Annotated in this window: 15 protein-coding genes; 6 read left to right on the forward strand and 9 right to left on the reverse strand. The window is 45.4% G+C overall.

The genetic code is table 11. The features are described 5' to 3' along the window. Positions 1 to 23: 23 nt before the first annotated feature. From AC0L6N_RS16495 to AC0L6N_RS16505, 3 genes are read right to left on the reverse strand one after another with little or no spacing between them, the layout of a single operon-like run. Positions 24 to 1,115, reverse strand: coding sequence for a DUF2955 domain-containing protein (locus AC0L6N_RS16495; RefSeq protein WP_011576350.1), 1,092 nt, complete (start codon positions 1,113 to 1,115; stop codon positions 24 to 26). Positions 1,116 to 1,124: 9 nt separating this feature from the next. Continuing rightward, positions 1,125 to 2,189, reverse strand: coding sequence for an HlyD family secretion protein (locus AC0L6N_RS16500; protein ID WP_473476064.1), 1,065 nt, complete (start codon positions 2,187 to 2,189; stop codon positions 1,125 to 1,127). Positions 2,190 to 2,191: 2 nt separating this feature from the next. Continuing rightward, on the reverse strand, positions 2,192 to 2,674 hold the full coding sequence (locus AC0L6N_RS16505) for a MarR family winged helix-turn-helix transcriptional regulator (RefSeq protein WP_473476066.1): 483 nt from the start codon (positions 2,672 to 2,674) through the stop codon (positions 2,192 to 2,194). A gap of 512 nt (positions 2,675 to 3,186) precedes the next feature. Here AC0L6N_RS16505 and AC0L6N_RS16510 point away from each other — a divergent pair. After that, complete coding sequence (locus tag AC0L6N_RS16510; protein WP_473476069.1) at positions 3,187 to 5,421, forward strand: TonB-dependent receptor; 2,235 nt, start codon at positions 3,187 to 3,189, stop codon at positions 5,419 to 5,421. A gap of 150 nt (positions 5,422 to 5,571) precedes the next feature. Here the strand turns inward: AC0L6N_RS16510 and AC0L6N_RS16515 are convergent, their stop codons facing one another. From AC0L6N_RS16515 to AC0L6N_RS16535, 5 genes are all read right to left on the reverse strand, one after another. Beyond that, complete coding sequence (locus AC0L6N_RS16515; RefSeq protein WP_473476072.1) at positions 5,572 to 6,699, reverse strand: MalY/PatB family protein; 1,128 nt, start codon at positions 6,697 to 6,699, stop codon at positions 5,572 to 5,574. Between the two features lie 19 nt (positions 6,700 to 6,718). Then, positions 6,719 to 7,108 carry a response regulator gene (locus tag AC0L6N_RS16520; protein WP_011576355.1) on the reverse strand — a complete coding sequence of 130 codons (390 nt, stop codon included), beginning with the start codon at positions 7,106 to 7,108 and terminating at the stop codon, positions 6,719 to 6,721. Between the two features lie 53 nt (positions 7,109 to 7,161). After that, a complete protein-coding gene (locus tag AC0L6N_RS16525) occupies positions 7,162 to 9,519 on the reverse strand; it encodes a DNA polymerase II (protein WP_473481365.1) in 2,358 nt (785 codons plus the stop codon). Between the two features lie 19 nt (positions 9,520 to 9,538). After that, the gene (locus AC0L6N_RS16530) at positions 9,539 to 11,425 is read right to left on the reverse strand and encodes a diguanylate cyclase (RefSeq protein ID WP_473476075.1); all 1,887 of its coding nucleotides are present in this window, start codon (positions 11,423 to 11,425) and stop codon (positions 9,539 to 9,541) included. Between the two features lie 464 nt (positions 11,426 to 11,889). After that, positions 11,890 to 12,285, reverse strand: a complete 396-nt coding sequence (locus AC0L6N_RS16535) for a DUF3718 domain-containing protein (RefSeq protein WP_011576358.1) — start codon at positions 12,283 to 12,285, stop codon at positions 11,890 to 11,892. 235 nt (positions 12,286 to 12,520) lie between these two features. Here AC0L6N_RS16535 and AC0L6N_RS16540 point away from each other — a divergent pair, with 235 nt between their 5' ends. Continuing rightward, positions 12,521 to 13,600, forward strand: coding sequence for a Gfo/Idh/MocA family protein (locus AC0L6N_RS16540; RefSeq protein WP_473476077.1), 1,080 nt, complete (start codon positions 12,521 to 12,523; stop codon positions 13,598 to 13,600). A 4-nt stretch (positions 13,601 to 13,604) separates the two neighbouring features. Here AC0L6N_RS16540 and ylqF read toward each other — a convergent pair whose 3' ends face one another. Beyond that, on the reverse strand, positions 13,605 to 14,609 hold the full coding sequence (gene ylqF / locus AC0L6N_RS16545; protein ID WP_473476079.1) for a ribosome biogenesis GTPase YlqF: 1,005 nt from the start codon (positions 14,607 to 14,609) through the stop codon (positions 13,605 to 13,607). Between the two features lie 357 nt (positions 14,610 to 14,966). Between ylqF and AC0L6N_RS16550 the strand changes: the two genes are divergently transcribed. The 4 genes from AC0L6N_RS16550 (at position 14,967) to AC0L6N_RS16565 (ending at position 22,659) form a co-directional block, all read left to right on the forward strand. Further along, on the forward strand, positions 14,967 to 17,222 hold the full coding sequence (locus AC0L6N_RS16550; protein ID WP_473476081.1) for a TonB-dependent receptor: 2,256 nt from the start codon (positions 14,967 to 14,969) through the stop codon (positions 17,220 to 17,222). A 208-nt stretch (positions 17,223 to 17,430) separates the two neighbouring features. Then, positions 17,431 to 17,832: a hypothetical protein gene (locus AC0L6N_RS16555; RefSeq protein ID WP_473476083.1), complete on the forward strand. Its 402-nt coding sequence runs from the start codon at positions 17,431 to 17,433 to the stop codon at positions 17,830 to 17,832. 87 nt (positions 17,833 to 17,919) lie between these two features. After that, a complete protein-coding gene (locus AC0L6N_RS16560) occupies positions 17,920 to 18,978 on the forward strand; it encodes a transporter family protein (protein WP_473476085.1) in 1,059 nt (352 codons plus the stop codon). A 699-nt stretch (positions 18,979 to 19,677) separates the two neighbouring features. Then, the gene (locus tag AC0L6N_RS16565) at positions 19,678 to 22,659 is read left to right on the forward strand and encodes a TonB-dependent receptor (RefSeq protein WP_473476087.1); all 2,982 of its coding nucleotides are present in this window, start codon (positions 19,678 to 19,680) and stop codon (positions 22,657 to 22,659) included. Positions 22,660 to 22,770: the final 111 nt, after the last annotated feature.

The raw sequence follows: 22,770 nt of genomic DNA on the forward strand, positions 1-22,770 counted from the left end.
AGGTGCTTATATAGACTAGCATTTTATGTAGACCCGCTATCTAGAATAAAGCGCGTATTAGCGAATTTATTCAGTAACCTATGCATGCCATACACAGCTAGAAGCGTTAATACCACCGACACGGTGACAGAGGTAAAACGATAAAGGGCATTGTATACCAGGTCTTGTTGAGGCGATAAATACTGGCCGAACAATATTCCCATGGTCGTCATCGCGCCAAAACCTGCACCCGAGCCGCCGCCTTCTAACATATGATAGCGAGCAAACAGCATCACACTGATCCACAGGGCGATACTCACAAACCACAAGATCCCACTATGGTCGAGCAAAATAAACTGCCAAGCCAAACCAATGTTACAGCCCACCAATGTGCCTATCGCGCGATTTACCGCTGCGCGTCCTGCCCCATGCCAATTTAACGGAAACAGAATCAACACAGATGACACCTGAGCCGATAGCGAGCCTTGTAAATCCAGCACTTGAAACACGATGTAGGATAACGTCGCCACGGTAGTGGCTAAAATAACCTCATGTCGGCGGTTGCTGTCAGGTTTGTTTATCACTGGGGGCTTTGGTCTGGCCTCTACATCAGGGATCAGTAAATGCATTAACATGGCGACGAATACAGTGAGCACTGTGGCGGCCACATTCGACATCACCAAATCGCTTACCGATGCACTGCTGTAACTGGCGAAGTGTAGCTGCATTGATAAGCCCACCATGCCCACGGCGCCAAACAAAAAATTTGCCCCGTTAGACATGCAGCGAAACATAAAAGCGAAGATCATCACAACCGTAATCGTCATGGGAATAGGTTGATCGCCAAACATACCTTGCACCACAAATACAAAGGTAGTGACCAAGACGGCATTTGCCAGAAACTGGCGAATAATGTGACTGTTTAAAATCGGTACTAAACCCAGAAGCAGCATGGGATACACCGTAAAAAACGTACCGTAATTCCAGCCCATTATTTTGCTGATGGTAAAGCCAAGTGTCGCGCCAAAAGCCACGCGCAAACATTGGCGCACTTCGTTGGCCGTCAACGCTCGGTGCGCAGGCCTACTGACGCTCCCTTTACGAATAAACGGTAATCTCAGTAACGATTTAGACATCAGTTCAACCTAATATATGTAGTGAATGATGCTGATCACGTGGGCTTGCACTGCTCCTAACCAACTGGCTAAGCCACCCACAGGATGAAGCTGTACGGTCGCCCGTGCGCCAGAGGGCAATGACTTCAGCAGATCAGGCGCTTCAAGTAACGTAATATGCGTGCGCATGTACTGGGCATCACGTACCCAACGATCTGAGTTTTCAGGATTAGCCAATGAGCCATCAGCGCTTATCTGACCATCTTTTACCCCGGCATCAATAGCTGATACTTGGCCGTCAAAAACACGCCCAGGGTGAGCATCAAATACAATGGAGGCGAGATCGCCAATTTGCACATGGCTTAACGATTTTTCTCTAAAATCAGCGACAATGTCACCTTTCTCGACCACGACTGCGGCAACACTTGAGCCGGCTTGAGCGTAATTCCCTGGTTGCAGTTGTAGGTTTGTCACCCGCCCTGTTACTTGTGAGCGCACATCGGCGTAATTTAGCTGCAATTGCGCATTTTGCAGCGTATTTTCGGCTTGGCGAAGCAATAAGTTGTCATGGCCATCTTTACCCCGTTGAGCGCGATACTTGACGACGTCTGCCTGCGCAGCCTCGACTTGGGCTTGTGCAACCCGGTAGTTGGCCTTGGTTTGGTCGTATAGTTGACGTGAAACCGTGTTGGATTTAATCAAGCTTTCCACACGCTCTACTTCCAGCTTCAGCTCTTCCACGTCGGCCTTTGACGCTAAAGCCTGTGCCTCAGCTGCAGCAATAGATGCGTCAAGTTGTAGATTAGTTTGGCTGGCGCTTTCAACCGCCAATTTAGCCTTGTCCACCGCAATTTCGTAAGGACGTTTATCTAGACTAAATAACACCTGTCCGGCTTCGACTAGCTGATTATTTTCAACCAACACATCACTAACCTGCCCGCTAACCTTGGAAGAAATATTCACCACAGGGTGCAGCACCCTAGCCTGAGTGCTAACGGGCATCCATAAATCTGCCGCTAAAAAGTAGGCAAACGACAAAGCAAACACAGCAAGAGCAATGTGTACCCAACGCTTAAACATTTGATCAGGTGCCATGGTTATTGTCCTCCCTCTGTTGGCTTATCCAGCAAAGCACAGGCATTACTTTCAATTTTTTTCAATACATTAAACATGCTATCAAGCTCTTCCTCGGTGATCCCGTCGGTTAACTGACTACGCACTTTCCCTACGCAACTTTCCAGTGTTTGCAGTTGTTCATTACCCGCGTCAGTAAACCACAAACATTTGCAGCGCTTATCACTCGGATGCGCACGTCGCTCAACCAGATTGCGTTCCACTAGCTGGTTCACTGTGCGATTTAGAGACGGCAGTTCGATTCCAAGCTCACTCGCCAGCGTATGCTGAGATACGCCCTCGCCTAGGTTTCTTAAAGTCATCATCACCGACCAGCGCGCTTCGGTCATTCCCATTGGCCTAACCGAATGGGATATAGCACTTCGCCACAGGCGAAATACACGCCCTAACAACCAACCCAAAGCTGGATTATTAAGCTTTCTGTATTCACTGTTTTCACCCGCCATTTCGACCTCACATTTCTTCTGCCTTCTTTATCAAGGGAATGCAGACTATTTACTTAGCATGCTAAGCATTATAGAGGCTAAAAATTACTTAGCAAGCTAACTAATAATTTGAAACATTTAACACATAGTGCTTTACATCATCCTGCTGAATAACGGCTCTGAGAAAGAGCGGTGACGGACGCCATCACCAAATCAACGATAGTCGTTGTGCCCACGCTCGAAATGCGTAGGCACCTAGCGCAAACTTTGGATGAGAAAGAATAGCGGGAGTAAAGAAAATAAACGGCTTGGATGGAATAGAACCCAGTGTCAATGCTACTGCGTAGGCAGCAGGGAATATCTGAATGCAAAACGAGTCATTAACTTAGGATTTTCGGGTCTAAACATACCCAGAAACTCACACCTATTATTGCCAAGCGTAAAAAACTGAATAAATAATTGACGAAAACCGCCTTTTCTGGTGTTATATTATAACATCACCAGCCAATTATAAGATGCAGTAAGGTCCTCACATGTCAGTGTTAAAACTATCCGCGTTATGCAGCGCGCTTATCAGTGCAGGCGTTTATGCCGCAGAAAAACCAATCCAAAAAGATGAACAAAGTATTGAGACCTTAGTTATCACTGCCAACCCCATTGGCCGTTCGGTGCTTGAATCCGCTACCCCTGTAACGATTTTAGGCGGCGAAGCATTAGATAATTCTCAAGCGGCTACGTTAGGTGAAACCCTCAAAGGTCTGCCCGGCGTGAACAGCACCTACTTTGGTCCTGTCGCTAGTAGCCCAATTATTCGCGGTTTAGATGGTCCACGAGTTAAAGTATTGCAAAATGGATTAGACGCTTCTGATGCGTCTCGCGTCGGCCCTGATCATGTCACCACGGTTGAGGCCTCAACGGCCACTCAAATTGAAGTATTACGTGGCCCTGCCACCTTACTTTATGGCAGTGGTGCAATTGGCGGTGTGGTCAACGTGGTAGATAATCGTTTACCTCGCGAGCGTCAAGAAGACATTAACGGTGAAGTGGCCACATCTTACGATACCGTGTCGAACGAAAAGATGTTGTCAGGTGATATCAACGGTGGCGTGGGCAATTTTGCTTTTCATGCTGACGGTTTTACCCGTGACAGCGATGACTACGACATCCCTAATGAAGCCAGTGATGCAGATTCTGACAGCATAGGTAAATTAGAAAACTCAGCCATTGATGCCACTGGTGGCACCTTGGGTATTGGCTGGATAGGTGACGACGTCAATGTAGCCTTTTCATATGCCCGTTTGGATAACGAATATGGCATACCGGGTCATGAGCATGCCCATGAGGAAGACGAGCACGACGAAGAAGACCATGATGAGGACGATCATGACGACGAGCATGCTGATGAGCATGAAGAAGAAAGCGTATTTGCACGCTTAAAGCAAAACCGTTATCAATCTAGAGTCGATTGGCAAAACATTGACGGGCCATTTACTCAGGTACATTGGCTCAATGCATATACAGATTATGAGCACAGTGAAATTGAAGATGGCGCAGTGGGTACAACGTTCAGCAATGAAGCAAAAGAGTCTCGTTTATGGGCAAAGCATGCACCACTAAGTGGATGGGAAGGCGTGGTAGGTATTCATTACACCTCATCTGACTTTTCTGCTCTGGGGGATGAGGCATTCACACCCAGTACTAAAACCACCTCTAGTGCGCTATTTATATTAGAAGAGAAGCAAACAGGCGCGTTCTTATGGCAACTCGGGGCACGCTTCGAGCATACCAAACATCAGCCAGATAACACCTTTTTCGCTGAAGAAGAACATCACGAAGAGGAAGAGGAACACGAAGAAGAGCACGGCGAGATCAACTTCTCTGATGGGTCTTTTAACGCTAATAGTTTCTCAGCGGGTCTTGTGTACACCTTGAATGATAGAAGCTCATTGGCCTTCAACTATGCCCGCTCTGAGCGTGCACCTTCAGCGTCCGAAATATTTTCTAACGGCCTTCATATCAGCACAGGTACCTTCGAAGTCGGTGCGGGGTTTGATATTGAGTTGGACGAAGACGGCTATGAATTAGTCCAGTCCACCAGAAGTGTTGAGAACGAAGTGTCAAACAACGTCGACTTAAGTTACCGCTATCACGGGGATACGATCACGGCTGATGTAAGCTTTTTCTACAACGACATCGCTAATTACCTGTATGAGCAAGACACGGGACTAGACAGTGAGCAACTGCACGGACACGACGAAGAAGAAGAATTAGAAGATGAGCACGATCATGAAGAAGAGGTTACGCCAGTGTTTATCTTCCGTCAGCAAGACGCGGTTTTATATGGTTTTGAAGCCCAGCTAGACTGGCACTTAAATGATAACCTGCGAATCGAGAGCTTTGCCGATTACACTCGCGCCAAGTTAGATGAAGCCGCCAGCGAGGAAGGTAACCGTAACGTACCGCGCATACCTGCAATGCGCCTAGGGATGGAGTTTCATTGGGAAACCGACGATTGGCATGCGGAGCTAGGAGCGACTCATTATGCCAAACAGAGTCATTTTGCATCGTATGAAACCCAAACTGAGGGTTACACCTTGGTGTCAGCCTCGATGAATTACTACACCACAGTGGCTGATTCAGATGTGACCTTGTTTGTTAAAGGCAATAACCTGACTGACAGGGTTGCACGGGTGCATTCTTCTTTCTTAAAAGATGTGGCACCACTACCTGGTCGCTCTTTTGTTCTGGGTGCTCGAGTTAACTTCTAAGCGGGTCTTATACCAACGCCATTAAATAATTAGCCACTCAGCGAAAATTTATTGGTATTGGTATTGGTATTGGAATGGGTATTAATTCAATAAAAAAGGCGCTAAACCTGCACGGGTTGAGCGCCTTTTTCGTGTTTCTCTAAGAAAAGGTTAGGCTTTAAGACAGTTAATCGCTTGCTCTAGTTGTGAACGGGGGCAACCGAAATTTATGCGCACAAACTGTTTATCTCCAAAATCGATACCGGGTGATGGCCCGACACCTTTTTCTTCAAAATATGTTTGAGGATTTTCCACGCCTAAGCCGCTAGCGTCGATCCAAGCGAGGAAAGTCGCTTGTGGGGCAATAACGCGTAAGCCGTCGATTTGGTTAATTTGCTCCACTAGGTAGTCACGATTAGCGCGCAAGTAATCTAACTGGGCAGCCAACCAATCATCACATTGAGTAAACGCCGCTTCTGTCGCCGCTAGGCCCATTACGTTCACCCAAGGCACTAAACCTTGCCCCGCTTGAGTAAAACGCTGACGCACTTTAGCATCAGGAATAATCGCAAATGACGTACCCAAACCTGCCACGTTAAAGGTTTTACTGGCTGCCATTAGGGTGACTGAGTTATTTTCTGCATCGGCGAGCTTACCTACAGGAATATGCTTCGCTTCTTTATCAAGAATCAGATCGCAGTGAATTTCATCAGAACATAGCATTACATTGTTAGCCGCGCATATCTCTGCCACGCGGGTAAGTTGTGCCTCGTCTAACACACTGCCTACTGGATTCATTGGGTTGCACAAAATAAATAAGGTGCATTTTGGATCTTTAGCGTGCTGCTCTAGCACATCAAAATCAAGCATCCACTTACCGTCCACTTCCACCGTGGGTACATCAGCACGCGCTAATCCATTCAGTTTTGGGGCCGCTAACATAGGTGGGTAATTTGGAGTTTGCACAATAACCTTGTCGCCGGGTTGGCAGAAAGCTTGGCACGCCATGTTAAAGCCAGGCACGACCCCTGGAGTCCATACCAGCCACTGAGGCTCAATTTTCCAATCATATTGCTTGGCCATCCAATCAACCACAGCTTGAATTGCGCCAGCCGCGTGATTAGGCAAGGTGTAGCCAAGTAATCCATGTTCAGCACGGGCTTTTAATGCATCAAGAATAGGCTCTGCACAGCGAAATTCTGTGTCGGCAATCCACATAGGGAGAATATCTCGACCTTTGTAGCGTTCCCATTTGTAGGCATTTGAGGGGGTTCTATCAATAATTTTGTCAAACTGCATAATTCAATACATCTCTTCTTTAAGCTGGACTAATTTTCTCAAGTAGTGTTGAAAGCTTCTGAGTAAGCTCATCAGAACTGAAGGGCTTAGCGATGAAATCTGTCACACCAAGGCGTTTGGCGCTCATTACTAAATCTCGGGTAGGCATTGCCGTTACCATTAAAAATGGGCAATTTTCCAACTTCACACGCAAGGTTTCTAGTATTTTAATACCGCTGACACTGGGCATTTGCCAGTCACAAATCACTAAGTTGATACGTTGTGCATCTTCGGTCAATAAAAAAGCATGGGCTTTAATACTGCTTGAAAAAGCGAGTATTTCACCACTGACCAATTCCTCCACAATGTGCTCAAGCAATGTTAGCGTAATATCATCATCATCAATTATCATTACATTTACATCGTGCACATTTTCTCCTTAAAATTGACTACAACTGAAACCAAGGTGAGTCACTTAGCTTACTAAAATAAACCCAATTGAGCACTGGTTATCTCAGTAAAAGATAGCCCGATAAAGGGCAAAATACTCTCAGCAATAGGTCGTATTTGTTTATCAATATAATGCTCGTAATCTAACGCACTGTTTTGATACTCAACAGGCTGCGCGCCGTTTAAGGTAATCACATAAGCAATTTGCCCTTTATGTTGATAGCGCAGAGGTTTGCCCAGTTGTTGATTCTGTTCGTCTGCTAGGCGCGCGGCCTTGACGTGAGGCGGGACATTTTTAATATACTGCACCAAGGGACGCCTGATCCTCTTGCGATATACCAGTTGTTCATCCAATTCACCATTTCGTGTTTGCTCTACGACGCGCAGCACATATTCTTTCACGTCTTGATCCGCAAATACCCGCTCGTACAAAGCCAATTGGAACGACTTCGCCATAGGCGTCCAGTCAGAACGTACCGACTCTAACCCTTTGAAGACAAGTTCAGCTTGCCCTCCTATTTGCCGCTTCAGGCCAGCGTAGCGCTTCTTACTACCCAGCTCAGAGCCACGTATCGTTGGCATAAGAAAGCGCTCAAACTGGGTTTCAAATTCAATTTCCAAATAACTCTGTAATTGATGTTGTTCGGTGATGGATTGAGTCCAACGCTGATTAATTTCACCCTGCAATTGCTGCCCGATGTTATGCCCTTCATCAGCGGTAATATCATCACCCAACCAAACGAAAATGGAATCGGTATCGCCATAAATTACCTTATAGCCCATGCTTTCAACCCAAGTGGCTGTAGTTTGCATGATTTCATGACCGCGCAAGGTGATTGAACTGGCCAAACGCGTGTCGTAAAAGGGGCAGCCGCCTGAGCCAAGCACCCCATAAAACGAGTTCATTAGTATTTTAATCGCTTGAGAGCGCGCCGCATCTTGATCGCGTTTGGCCGTATCCCTTTGTTGCCATAAAGAGGTAATGATGTCTGGTAAGAAGTGCTGCTCTCGAGAGAAAACAGCGTTTTTAAACCCTTGTATGCCGGCCTCCGGATGCCGCAGGCCTTCTACCAAACCAAGGGGGTCTATCTTAAATGTGCGAATAATTGATGGATACAAGCTCTTAAAATCGAGCACCAGTACATTACGATACAGACCCGGCTGTGAGGTCATGACATATCCACCTGGGCTGGCTAAGCCGCCGTCAATAGGGCGGTTCGGCGATATATACCCAGCGCGATGCAGTTTTGGTAAGTACAGATTAACAAAAGCGGCTACAGAGCCACCCACGCGATTTAATTCAAGGCCCGTTAATTGACTGCGCAATGTCAGAAAGTCCAACATTTTTGTATGCTCAAAAATCTCTAGTACGAGTTGGCAGTCTTGCAGATTATATTCAGCTAGTTTGACTTTGTTATATAAAAAGTCGTGCTTAATTTTGGCTAGCCTGTCATCAACGTCATCCGTGAGTTTGCCTTTACCCAACAGCGTTTGGGCAACAAACTCCAAGCTGAAACTGCTAAATTGATACGTTGCGGTTTTAAGCGCATCTATACCGTCTATCACCACCCGGCCAGGCATGCTGATATAGCCTTGATTCACTTCATTTGGGGCGTCGCGCCAGTAAACGGCTTCGCCACCTCGGCCTAATGTAAGCTTTAGCCTATACAGCTGGGCCCGCTCAATAAGCAGCCGAAAATCAAAATTGACCACATTCCAGCCAATGATAATGTCTGGGTCAATACGATTAACCTCAGTAATAAGAGACCGAATTAGCGCCTCTTCATTATTAACCCATTGCAACCACTTTGGGCCTTCTTCGGCTTTACCAATCATAAATACTGTTTGGTAGTGACTCTGCGCTAGGCCAATTGAATACAGCTCCCCTTTTTCACTGCACTCAATATCAATTGAGAGCACTGAAAAAGAGGGGGTGTATTGGGCCGGTTTTAAGTGGCTTTGAGTATACGTGACATAAGGCGATGTTCCTTGTTGAACACCTCTGATATCGGCGCTTGCATAGATAAAGCGCTCCATTAAATATCTGTCAGCTAAGCGTATATCGGCTTCGTAAAACGCTACCTCGTGCACTCTTAAACGCTCTTTAGCGGCATAAGCTTGCTTCGTTCTAGCAAAGTAAATTGCACTAACCAACTGTTGGTCAAAACGCTTTAAGGGCAAGGCTTTAAGGGTAAAGCGGATTTCACTTGAGGCCAGAATATCGGATACTTTCTGTGTATCTTGCTGACTGATAAAGAAAACCGACTGCTGAGCTTCAGTAGTGACTTTGATTGGCCCTTTGTCGCTCAACAACCAAAATTCAAGACAGGTCTTTGCGCCAATATCGCGCTGATCCGAGGTAAGAATAAATCCTCGATTAGTGTTTCCCATCATTGATTGGTGAACCTGCTTACGAATTAACTGGCGTGCTCTGTGGATGGATCACGACCTGATCGCGTCCTTGGGTTTTGGCTTGATAAAGTGCGGTATCGGCATCGGCCATTAATTGCATGCTCTCTCGGCTATCGGTATTGAAGGTCAAACCAATTGAAGCACTGATGGATAAATCCTTGATATCAACCACATTATTCACCATAGATATTTTATGGCGTAAACCGTCTAGTGCATTATACCCATCTTGCAAATTGGTGTGCGGTAAAATGACCAAAAATTCTTCACCACCGATGCGCCCGATAATATCGGACTGCCGTAGATTTTTACTGCATATATCACTGAATTCAATTAACACACGATCGCCCACTGCGTGGCCATAGCTGTCGTTGATCTTCTTGAAGAAATCTAAATCGATAATCGCGACACACAAATCATACTTGTAGCGGTTCGCTGCATGTACTTGTCGCTCAAGCTGCTCGATAATGTGACGCCTGTTGTACAAGCCGGTTAGATCATCTGTGATCGCAAGTTTAGTAAGTGCCCTACTTTGCGCCTTGACCCGATAAACCATCACAGCTAATAAACAACACACTACCAATACAATACCCAGAAACGCCCACAAATAAATATTGCGCTGCTCTTGAGCACTAAGCGCAAAACGCTGCAAGCGATTTTGATGCTCTAGTATCTTGTTCTCCTGTTCTGAGGCGCGCACGCGATAAATGGCTCGCAAACGATGAAGTTGTTCAGAGTTTCTGGTCGCATGATATTCACTACTCAAGGTTAGGGCTTGCTGCATGTGTGCATAAGCCGCGGCTAGATCCCCCTGGGCAGCTGCTAACTCAGCTTCGAGTTGCTCTATCTCTATGGTGTCGCTAGGCATGGTGGCAGGATTTAAATATTCTTTTGCGCTATCACGATGTCGCTCGGCTTTTTCGAGTTCCCCTGTCGCTAAAGCCACTTCAAACAAACTTTTTGAAATCTGAAAATCTATCGGTCTATTTTCGCTCTCAGCAAAAATGTCAGCCGCTCTTTTCAAGCGCTTTTCGGCCAATGCGTAGTCTTGTTTCTTTATACTGATTTTTGCTAACTGCTTGAGCGCATACCCAACCCCTTGGGAGTCATCCAATGAGCGTGCAATATCCGCGGATTCAATAAGTTGCGTTTCGCCTAAATCAATATTACCTGCGCGAAAATTAGCTGAGCCGAGACCAAACAATACGATGCTTAAATTCAGGGGTTCGTTATTTTTACGTGCGTGGGCAACAGCTTCGGCGTAATAAGGGATCGCCAGTTTATAATCACCGCGATTTTCGTACATAACCCCAATCATGCCAGCAATATTAGCCTTGGAAATTTTACCGGTATATTGGGTAGACAAACTGTAGGCTTCTAAGAAGTTCTCTGCAGCGCCGCTATACTCATTTAACGAGGTAAATAACAAGCCTCTAACATATAAACCGAGTATGTATGTTGCTTCGCTGTGGTTATCTTTTGCCCACGCCACTGCTTTATTGACAGCCAACAACGCATCAATGGGCTCACCCGCCATCTCTATCGCCGTCGCTTCGATTAATTTCAAATTATGGTACAACCAAGGTTCTGATTCTTCGGTGATAAAACTCAGACCTTGTTGCGCGCTCTCAATTGCTTTTTGCGGATACGTTAGCGCGTAGTAAGTGTCACTTAAAATGGCATAGTACTCAGCTTTAACCACGTTACTTGCGTCATGTTGCGGCGCTGAATTTATTAACTGTGTTAAGACTTGTTGAGGCGCGGTGGTTAATCTTGACGTGAGGGATTGGTATTCATCTGAAAAGCTATACACCACAGCTTGGGCCGCAAACGCTTTCACCGGCACCCAAAAAATCAATACAGTACAAATCCATATAACCTTGATCAATCGCTATCCTCTGTCAGCTGAGCCCCAAAAATATCATCTCAAAATAGCATATAAATTATCTGAAAGACTAGGTACAAATATAATTAAGCAGACTCAATTTTTTCAAATAAGTTCGTGAAATTGTGAGTGATTACTTTCCCTTGAGTTAGCTGGTGCTAAATGCCCTGTGCAAACATATTTGACAAGTGGGAGTGTATATTTATCAAGAGGGAGTTAATTTCATCCGGCCGTTGAATAAAGATCACACTGAGTAACTCAACGTCACTTGAATAGCTGATATCGGATATACAACCCCCTTTTAAACTCTCGCTAAGTCATGACTTATTAACGTGGAAGGAGATAAAGCCAGATAAAAAAATAGCCCCAAAAGGGGCCATTTCTTAAGGAGCAAGTAGCGCTACTTGCTTACCATGTTGAAATCGATACCACTGTTCGCCTAAGTGTGACGATAACAGTGATAAAAATTAGATGCGGTCGTTAAGCACACTCATAATAGGTGAAGCATTCAAACCATTTTCAGATGCCCAGGCGATAACGGTTTTGCCGTCTTGCTCAGGGGTAGATAATTCACTTTTAGGCATTTTCTTTACTAATAAGGTGCCAGCTTCAACAGCATCACTTAACATCGCGGTGCGAATTAAGCTGTTGCCACCACAAGAAATACCTGAGTAGTAATCTTGCAATTTCAAACGATAGTCAGACTGTACACGCTTCATTTTCTTACGAAGCTCACCTTTGTCGTCTGCTTTTACTATGGTACAAATATTCTGTAATGCTTCTGCTACGTCAGCTTGTGCTGCACCCGACATAAATAATGAAGTGGCGGCGATAGCGATAGAAGTTTTAACTATTTTCAACATGGTCAATTCCTCGGTTGGTTCAATGGGTTATCTCGTTTCGTTGAGGCAATTAAAACCCAATCTCGCCAATGGTAAAATCTATAAGGCGATACTTAGGTATGCCACCTAATACCTTATAACGGGTCAAATTTCGTTTTCTGTCTATTTAGATTTGGGTAATTTAAAAAATCGCAAATGCAAAGCGTTCCCTTAGCGAGTAAGTTTACGGCTTATTGAAGATGAAGATGAGTTTGCAATGAGAGAGCAAAAACTGACAGAGAAAGGCCCAAGTATACAAGCGCTACGAAAAAACAAAAAAATCCGCTGGGGCGTTTTAGGCGCAGGGCGTATTGCCCAAACATTTTGTAAAGACATTCAGCATACACAATTTGCTGCGTTAACCGCTGTCGCTTCTCGTAACCTTAAAGATGCCCAGCACTTTGCAAAAAGCTATAATATCCCTAATGCGTTGCAGGGCTATCAAGCCTTGTACCAACACTCAGACATAGATGCTATCTATATTGCCACACCGCATAATTTCCATTTTGAGCAAGCAAGCGCAGCGCTTAATGCAGGCAAACATGTGCTGTGTGAAAAACCAATTACCGTGACACCTGAGCAATGCCAACAGTTAATCGATATCGCACGGCACAACGACTGTTTTCTTATGGAAGGCATGTGGAGCTATTTTTTGCCCGCTATTATCAAGGCAAAAGAATGGGTAGATATGGGACGCATTGGAAAAATCGTTCACATCAAAGCCGATTTTGGTTACCCGGTAAAGTATGTTGAAGGGGATCGCATGTATAACCCAGCGCTTGCTGGGGGCTGCCTATTGGATATGGGAATTTATACCTTAGCCATAGCGCAGATGTTTACTCGTCAGCACTCTATTAGCCAGCAGTCTATTAGCCAGCACTTGATTAGCCAGCACTTGATTAGCCAGCAGTCCGAACGCAGTATTTATAGTCACAGGCGGGCTAAAACCGGGGTAGAAGATGATGTAACGATTGTCACGCAATATCCTGACGTTACCACTACATTAGCCTGCTCCTTTAGAGCAAGATTACAAAATTCAGCGCACATCATAGGTGAAAATGGTTACATCGAAATCCCTGACTTTTGGCGTGCTGACCGTTGTAGCTTATTTCAACTGGATGAAAAAATAGATGATTTTCAGCACAAAAGAGCTGGTTTTGGTTTCGAGTTCGAAATAGACGCTGCCAGTAAAAGTATTTTAGCGGGTGAAAAAGAAGCCAAGTTAATGCCTTTATCCACCAGCTTAGCTTTGCAGCATCAAATGCACAGTATTCTGCAAGGGATCGCCGTACGATAAGCCGTTATTTTTTGCGCGCTTGCTTCTCTTTGCTGCGCCGTTGCACGCGCTCAATACGGTGCTCTTTCTGGGCTTTTTTATCACGCGTCAGCGAGCCAGTTTTAAAGCGCTCTTTACGCAGCGCTTTTTCTTCTGCTTTCTTTGCTTCAGCAGCGGCCATTTCAGCCTCTTCCTTCACAATCATGTCAGGGGTTTCAAGACTAATGCGACCTAACTTGCCTGAGCGAAATTCGTTAACCAAGACTTCGCATATTTTATGCAAATTCACTCGCCCGCCTGCGCGCAATGCGCCGCGCTGAGCTGCGGCCATTTCTAGAAATTCTATTTCCGTATCAGGAATATGTTCAAGCTTGTAGCGCTCTTTAAGTAAATCTGGGTAAGCTTTGATTAAGTAATCTGCTGCAAAAAAGCCCACGTCGTCATATTCCATCGCGGTATCTTTAATTGCACCGGTTGTGGCTAAACGATAACTACTTTGCGGGTTTTCCACCTTAGGCCATAAAATACCTGGCGTATCAAAAAGAATAATCCCGCTGCCTAGGTTGATCCTTTGTTGAGCTTTTGTCACCGCCGGTTCATTCCCTGTTTTGGCTATGATGCGCTCTGCCAATATATTGATAAGGGTAGACTTGCCCACGTTAGGAATACCGCAAATCATGGTATTAATGGTCTTAATGCTGGCGTCTTTTTCAGGCAACATTTTGCGGCACAAATCGATGATCTGCTTCATTTTTTGCGGTTGTTCTGTGGTGGTAGTGAATGTTTTCACTCCGCGCTCTTGTTCAAGATGCGCTTGCCACATTGCGGTTACATCAGGGTCAGCTAAATCAGATTTACTCAACACCTTGATGCAAGGCGTGTCACCACGAATAGCGGCAATGGCTGGATTTTCACTGGAATAAGGAATTCGCGCATCAAGCACTTCTATCAGTAAATCTACTTGCGGCAATAATTCTTTTATTTCCTTCTGGGCTTTGTGCATGTGCCCAGGATACCAATGAATCGACATATAACCCTGCTCTCTCGCGTGTTCAAAGAATGCATTGTACGTTAACCGAGCCAGCAAAGGTATGCAGTAGCGCCCGTGTTAAAAAATAAACCTTTATGCCAGCCCCCAGAAGGATAAATCACCAAACTGTGGCATTTAAAAAGTGTAATAAAACGTAAACTTAAATAGCACATTAGTTTATACTATTCGCCTAAGAGACCCTTCTCGATATCCTTTTTTTACTCATGTGATTTGCTGGTAATGATAGCCACGATGCTGAGTAACAAAGAAGCATAATTCTAATGACGTAATCATCCCAAGCAGTTAATCCATTAGCTTCTTGCTTTGCTGCGCGTCAGAACAACTTGGAGAGCACCCTTGGGCCCACAACAGAACACACACACACGTTCATGCAACATTAGCTTACTTGGCGCAGCTATTTCGTTAGCATTAGCCGGTCATGTTAGCGCACAGACTACAGAAACCGAGCAAGCATCGAACGACGACTTCGAGAACATCACAGTCACTGCCCGTAAACGTACAGAAAGCTTGTTTGAATCCCCTACTGCGATCACATCTTTAAGTGACAGCTTCATGGAAGATGCCAACATCAGTAACTTAGATGACGTGGGCAAATACGTGCCCAATTTAAACGTCAGTCGTTATGGTGGTGGTAACTCTGCCCACGCATCTATCTTTATTCGTGGTATTGGCTTGCAGGATCACATCATCACTACCGATCCCGGCGTGGGCGTGTATGTTGATGGCGTATATTTAGGTCGTCAAATGGGCGCTAACCTAAGCCTGCCTAACATCGCAAGCGTTGAAGTATTACGTGGTCCACAAGGCACATTATATGGTCGAAACACCCTAGGTGGCGCGGTTAACATTATTACTAAAAAACCAGGCGATGAGTCCATGGCCAGTGTGGCTGCCAAGGTCGGCACCCTAGGTCGTGTAGCCGCTGATTTATACATCAATGGTGACATTAACGACGATGTCAGCATTGCTGCCAGTGGCTCATTCAAAAAACGCGACGGTGTAGGCAAGGCTGTTAACTTAGCCAACCCTGAAAAAGAAATCGGTGAAGAGCAAGAATTCAGTGGCCGCTTATCTGCTAACTGGAACGTCAGCAATAGCTTCTCACTATTATTCGCCGTAGATGGCTACGATAACGAAAGTGGCCAATCGCCGTATACCATCGAATTTACTGACCCAAGCCCTGATCCGACAGATGTCTTTAACGGTGACTTCCCCCTATTAACGCCTGATTTAATCCCTTCAGATCCCGATGATTTAGGCACCACAGTACCTGGCCTTGAGTCTACCGCGTCTGCTGGTTGGGGCGCGTCAATCACCGCCAATTGGGATATCAACGAGAACTATGCCACTAAGTTGATCTCGAGCTTCCGCAGCTCTGATTATGAAGGCGGCCTTGATGATGATGCCTCACCGCTTAACCTGTCTGAATTCCCAGAAACAGGTGAAGCCGATCAGTACTCGGTAGAGCTGCAAGTGAATGGTACCTTTGATAACTACGACTTTGTATCAGGTGTGTACTTCTTCAACGAAGAAGGCTCAACTTCATCAGGCCCTTGGGTATTTAGCCCGTTCAATACGCCAGGCGCATTGAATAATGATGGCACGCCAACTGGGTTCGGTGGCGATTATGGTTTCTTCGATTTACATCAAGAAACAGACGCTTTCGCGATTTACGCTAACGCTTCATATGATGTGTCAGAAAAGCTGACCGTGGGCGGTGGTTTACGTTACTCGAAAGATAAAAAGGACGCAGACGCATTGTTCCCGTCGTTTGCTGAGCGCGCCTATCGTAGTGCCGAATTCAGCGAAGTCACTTGGGATGTAAACGCGGCATACCAGTTTGATAACGGTTTGAACGTATACGCTCAAGTACAAAAAGGCTATCAAACAGGTGGTTTCCCGCCGCGTCCATTTGGTGGTTCTGACCAGTTCGTTCAGTTTGATGAAACCACATCTGTCAATTACGAAACCGGTTTAAAAGGTAAGGTTGCTGAAAATGTCTCTTTGCTTGCCGCTATATTTATCACTAAATACGACGACTTAGCATTGCCTTTCTCTGACCCTACAGCGGGTGGTGGTTTTGTGACTATCACAGAAAATGCGGGTAAATCTGAAGCCAAAGGTATCGAGCTTGAAGCCACGGTTGACGTAACTGATAACTTCTCTGTTCGCGCTGCGGTTGGTTTCTTAGATGCTGAAATCACTCAAGTAGACGAAAATGTAAACGGCGTTGGCGTAGGTGATTCACCCGCCCTAACACCAGAATGGACGCTCATGATAGCGCCTTCTTACTACATGGACTTAGACAGCGGCGCTACACTGGCATTTAAAGCGGATTACTCGTTCCGTGATGAGATGCAAGGCCAGTCAGTATTTAACCCGAACGAAACGATCGATTCTCGCAGTATTCTTGGTTTTGATATCAACTACACCTCGGTCAATGGGGACTGGTCATTAAGCCTTTACGGCGAAAACGTAACGGATGAAATTTACGACCAAGGCCGCTTACAGCAAAATGGTTTTGTAGGTATTGTACGCAGTAACGACAGACGTGAGTTTGGTTTACGTTTCAAGAAAGAATTTGAAATGTAATCAAACACTCACTATGTGAATAATGACGTAAACAACAATTTTAGGGGCCGAAAGGCCCCTTTTTTATTGCTGTTATTTCAATCATCACAGCTAGAAGTTCCCTTTTTAAAACAGTAGACTAACGCTAAGTTAACGGACATAACGTGGCAATTTTATTCGCACAATAAAGTACAACAAGAGACTGGGTTGGCTGAAGCATTTCGCGCAAATGTTCCTGTTTTGCGCTTTGTTGTGCGCTTTGTTGTTCAATGCCACAGGTGCTTTATTTGCGTCAAATAGCATCGTTAATCAAGCCCAAACGTTTGCCAACGACGATGCAGTGCTGATTTGTACTGGTCATCAATTTAAATGGATTTCACTCAGCACGTTTGAGCAAACGGGCACATTAGAATTTATCCAGCCTCCAGAAGACGCCCCCGACAATGCCCATGGAATTAAGTGTACTTTTGCCTACCTAGCCGATTGCCACAATGATAAAGCGCTTGTCGCAACAAACGTTGTTGGTGCTGCCCCACTGATTCAAAATAGTCTTTTTTTACCTAAACTTTCTTTTGTAAAAACCCATCCATATTCTTTAGCCAGTACCCGCGCTCCCCCTGTTTTTTCTTAAACGCAACGATCGATACTAAAAATAAGATACCAAAAATAAAATGTGCCCAAATGGCACACGTTAACTATTGCGAATAAGAGTAAACACATGAACAAATTAACTATTCTAAGTGCGTGTTTTGCAGCACTTTCTTGCCCTATAGCTTTCGCCGACTCAGGCAGCAACCACAACCCATTGCGCCCAGATGATCATGCGCCCATCGGCGTCATGGGGGATCACATGCATGCTGCAGGTGAATTCATGTTTTCCTATCGGTTTATGCGCATGAATATGTCAGACATGATACAAGGCAACAACAGTATTTCAGCCAGTGATATTGCCACCAGCGTGGCTAATCCTTTTGCCCCACCAGCCACAGTGCGCGTAGTGCCAAAAAACATGACCACCAATATGCATATGTTGGGCTTTATGTATGCCCCCAACGATGACATTACCTTGATGGCCATGCTCAATTACATAGAGCGTGACATGGATTTAACTACGTTTCAGGGCATGATGGGAGACACAGCACTAGGGCAGTTTTCCACTGAGGTGTCCGGTTTGGCTGACAGTAAACTAGGCCTGCTCTACCGCCTATATGATGAAGGTAATCACCACCTGCATTTTAACTTAGCTTGGGTTATCGCAAACGGCTCGACGGATGAAACCGATGATGTTCTTACCCCTATGAACATGCGAATGACCATGCGCTTACCCTATTCTATGCAACTGGGTGCGGGCAGCGATCAAGCCGAGTTCGGCCTGACATACACGGGTAAAAACGAGCAATTAAGCTGGGGTGCGCAAATGCTCACCACCACCCCCCTTGAGCGTAATGATGAAGGCTACACAGTGGGTGACAAATACCACATGTCCAGCTGGCTAGCATATCAACTGCCCCAATCAACGAGTGTGTCACTACGATTGATTTACAATCACAGTGAAGACATCAAGGGTCAAGACAACCAAATAATGGCCCCAGTCACCACAGCAAATCCAGCTAATTACGGCGGTTACAATTTACAAGCCGCCATTGGGGTGAATACCGTGTTGATGAACAAGCATAGAATTGGTTTGGAATATCAGGTACCCATTAATTATCACGCTAATGGCGTACAAATGGACATGGATAACATGCTTACACTCGGTTATCAGTTAGCGTTTTAGCCTTTACCAGCAACGTTTAAGCAACCCAGCAGCTCCCTTACTCGTAAGAGAGCTGCTGGGCGTTTTCCGTTATTTCAAACTAATCCGCTTACTTCCCTTCACTCCTGCTCTCCTGCTCTCCTGCTCTCCTGCACGGAATTATATTAAATACCCTTCTCCCTAAACGTGAACAGCATGCTCAGGAACCTATTAACCAAATAAATACAATTGTATTACCAATAACATAAGTAGAAGTGTTGAAAGCATCTTAATTTCGTTGATAGTGTCATCCTTCGTACCGCCGCAAAATGTAAATATTTAACGCAGCAGGTATCTACTCGATTTCCCTTAACCACCTCACCAGTAAAGAGAATCACAACCCACTGAATCATAGAGCACTAAACGAAAATAACACATTACTCTTTTAAATTCATAGGCTTAAAAGGGTACACGCGAATCAAAAATTGAATAAAAAATAAAATGAAATTTCAGCCAAAAGACACTCTGATTATCTCCCTTGGCATGCCACAAAAATAAATATTCAATATAACTAACAACTTAGCTACATATATTACAAAATTTAGACTAATTGGTAATACATAATTGTAAACCTACGGTTAATGAGATATAAATGCGCTTACCGTTTTGAATACCAATTACGTAACCAAGCTTTACTGAAAACACAGTTTTGGTCATACCAATCAGGACAAGGACACCACAATGCAACGCTCAACCATGAAACTCAATCAAGTCAGTGCCATATTCAACAAAGCCAGAATAACCGCCAGTAATATTGCGATTTTCGGCACAGCATTATCGGCTATGCTTATCGCGCCTTCTCTAGCAGCGCAAACGCAAGGCGAAGACGTCTCAGCCAATGAAGATTTAGAAGTGATTCAAGTAAAAGGTATCGCCGGCAGTTTAGCGGAGTCAGCACGACAAAAGCGCTTTGATTCTCGCATCGTCGACGCCATCGTTGCTGAAGATATTGGTAAATTGCCTGACAACAACATTGCAGAGGCACTACAAAGAATCACTGGTGTGTCGATAAGTACCGATTTTGGTGTGGGTGAATCTGTCACTATTCGTGGTATTTCTCAAAACCGCGTTGAATTAAACGGCCGCTCCACCTCAGGTAGTGGACGTGGCGGTATTAGCTTAGACGACTTTCCTTCTAGCTTCTTAAAAACCGTCGAAGTGATTAAATCCCCTACGCCTGAAATGATTGAAGGCGCGCTAGGCGGCACAATCAACATGACAACAGTGCGTCCTTTAGAGTTGGAAGAGCCGCTTATCGCTCTCACTTTAGATGGCGAGTACGCTGACAAAACTGAGAATTGGGCACCTATGGTCAATGCCGCAGCAGGCATGAACTGGGACTTAGGCGATGCAGGTACATTCGGTGCTTCGTTTGTGGTGGCATATCAGGATCGCGAGTTACGCCGAGACGAATTCATCAACCTCGTCACACCCACCGAGCTTGATTTAGATGGTGACGGCACGAGCGACCAAGCCAACACAGCTAGTGGCAATTACCTTGTCAGAAGCCAAAACACGGTTGAGCAGAAAACTGAGAAGCGTGAACGTACGGCATTAGGATTGTCCTTACAATGGGCACCTAAAGACACTGACGGTTTTATTTATTTAGACATTAACACCACAGAACTCGACGGCGGCCAAGAAGCTTACTCAGTGCTGAACGACAGTAAAGACTATGGCGATTTAGTGCTTGATAACGCATACGGCGACAGTCAAGGGCAACTGCATAACTTCGGTTCAGGCAGTGTATTTGTACAGCCTAAAACCTGGTCTGACTTTACCACTAATGAATCAATCTCCAATGCATTGGGCGGTGAATTTCAGCTAACGGATCAGATAAAAGTATCTGGCGAAATTTCGTACGCAAAGTCTGAGGCAAAACGTAGAAACTCTGAATTTAACTTGCGCCCTATTTCTCGCGAACAATATGATGCCGACGGCACCATCACTGAGCATTTATTCACCATCACCATGACCCAAGACGGTGACCAAGTACCGGGGCTTGCATTTTCAGACCAAGATGCCCTGCTTGACCCAGATAACTTAGCTATTCGTCAGTTCACACATCAACGCTACTCAGAGGACAACGAAGAAACCGCTATTCGTTTCGACGTGGAATACATTGAACCGTTTGCCGGTTTGGACTTCCTTCGCTCTATCAAGGCCGGTGTGCGCACCACTGATAGCGAGTATGAACTAGACAGATACGACTTACGCAACAACGGCAGTGAGCTTAAAAACTTGCAAACCAGCGTATCGTATGACGGTGTTGTTACCCCAACTTGGATAGGTGATTTCAATGATGCCTTCGGTGGGTTTAAAGCCATTAACCACTCAAACTCATTCGATCAAGCCGGTATTTCAGGCAATAACGCATTAACCAATTACTTTGTGTATGACGGTGCAGCGTTAGCGTATGACATTAATGGTACCTACGACCGAGTGAAGCAAATGCTCGCCGGCAGTAACCTAGAGTTGACTGGCACGTTAGACGAGAACATGGCTCGCAACACAGGTTCTTACGCGAAAATTGAAGAAGAAACCAAAGCCGTATATACCCAGTTCAATTTGGACTTTGATCGTTTAACCGCAATCATTGGGGCGCGTTATGTGACCACAGATTTAACCTCGAGCACATTTAATGAGACCGCTGAACACGACTATTCAGACTTCTTACCCAGCATCAACGCGACGTACAATCTTACTGAAGAAACGATTCTACGCTTTGCTGCAGCTAAAGTGATGCGCCGTGCTGAATTTGGTGAGCTGAGTCCTGCATTAAACGTGGATAATTCGATTGTAACGGGCACTCAAGGCTCCTATAAATTGGACCCTTACCGCGTTACACAATACGATTTATCTGCGGAGCATTACTTTGGTCAAGGCGGCTTAATGTCGGCGGCTATTTTCTATAAAGACGTAGAATCATTTACGGTTAGCAGCAGTTCGTGCCAAGCAAGCGCAGACACTATTGAAGGACAAAACGTGACTGAATACGTCAACGTGTGTCTGCTCGATACTGCGGGCGTGAGCCAAACCAATGTTAACTACGCTTCAAGTGATCAAGACCTCGCCTATGTCGAAGGCCAACGCGATGCAGGCCTAACCGGTATTGTTATCAACACTGACGTAAATGGCGGTAGCGGTAAAATCGTTGGTATTGAATTAGCCTACCAACAACAATTTAGCTCGTTACCAGGGGCATGGTCTGGCCTAGGCATTAGCACCAACTACACTTACGCCGATAGTGAGCAACCAGATGGTAACCCACTATTAGATATTTCTAACAACACGGTCAATGCTCAAGTGTATTGGGAATACGAAGGATGGCAGGTGCGCTTAGCTTACAACTGGCGTGACGAGTACCTCGATACTCAAGACGAAAAACGTGTTCGCCCAGTAGGCGCCCTTGCAACGGGTATCTATAACCGAACGGATCCTAATGCTGAATTCTACGACCCAACACTGGGCAATAATTACCGGGATGCGCGTGGCCAATTCGACTTCTCAGCGAGTTACGATGTAAACGAAAACATAACGCTAGTAGCAAACGCTGTAAACCTGACAGGCGAGCCTATTCGTCAGGTCACTGAGCTGGGTAGCATTTGGCAATACAGCGAAGCAGATCGTCGAATGACTGTGGGTGTAAGAGCCAAGTTCTAATTAGGCTCAATGCGTTAGTTAATCGCGCGTAACTGAGTACCCATTACTCACAAAGAACATAGAGCCTATTCATGCAATAGGCTCTTCTTTTTATTCGAGTACAGTTGATTC

Source organism: Paraglaciecola sp. G1-13 (genome assembly GCF_055809255.1).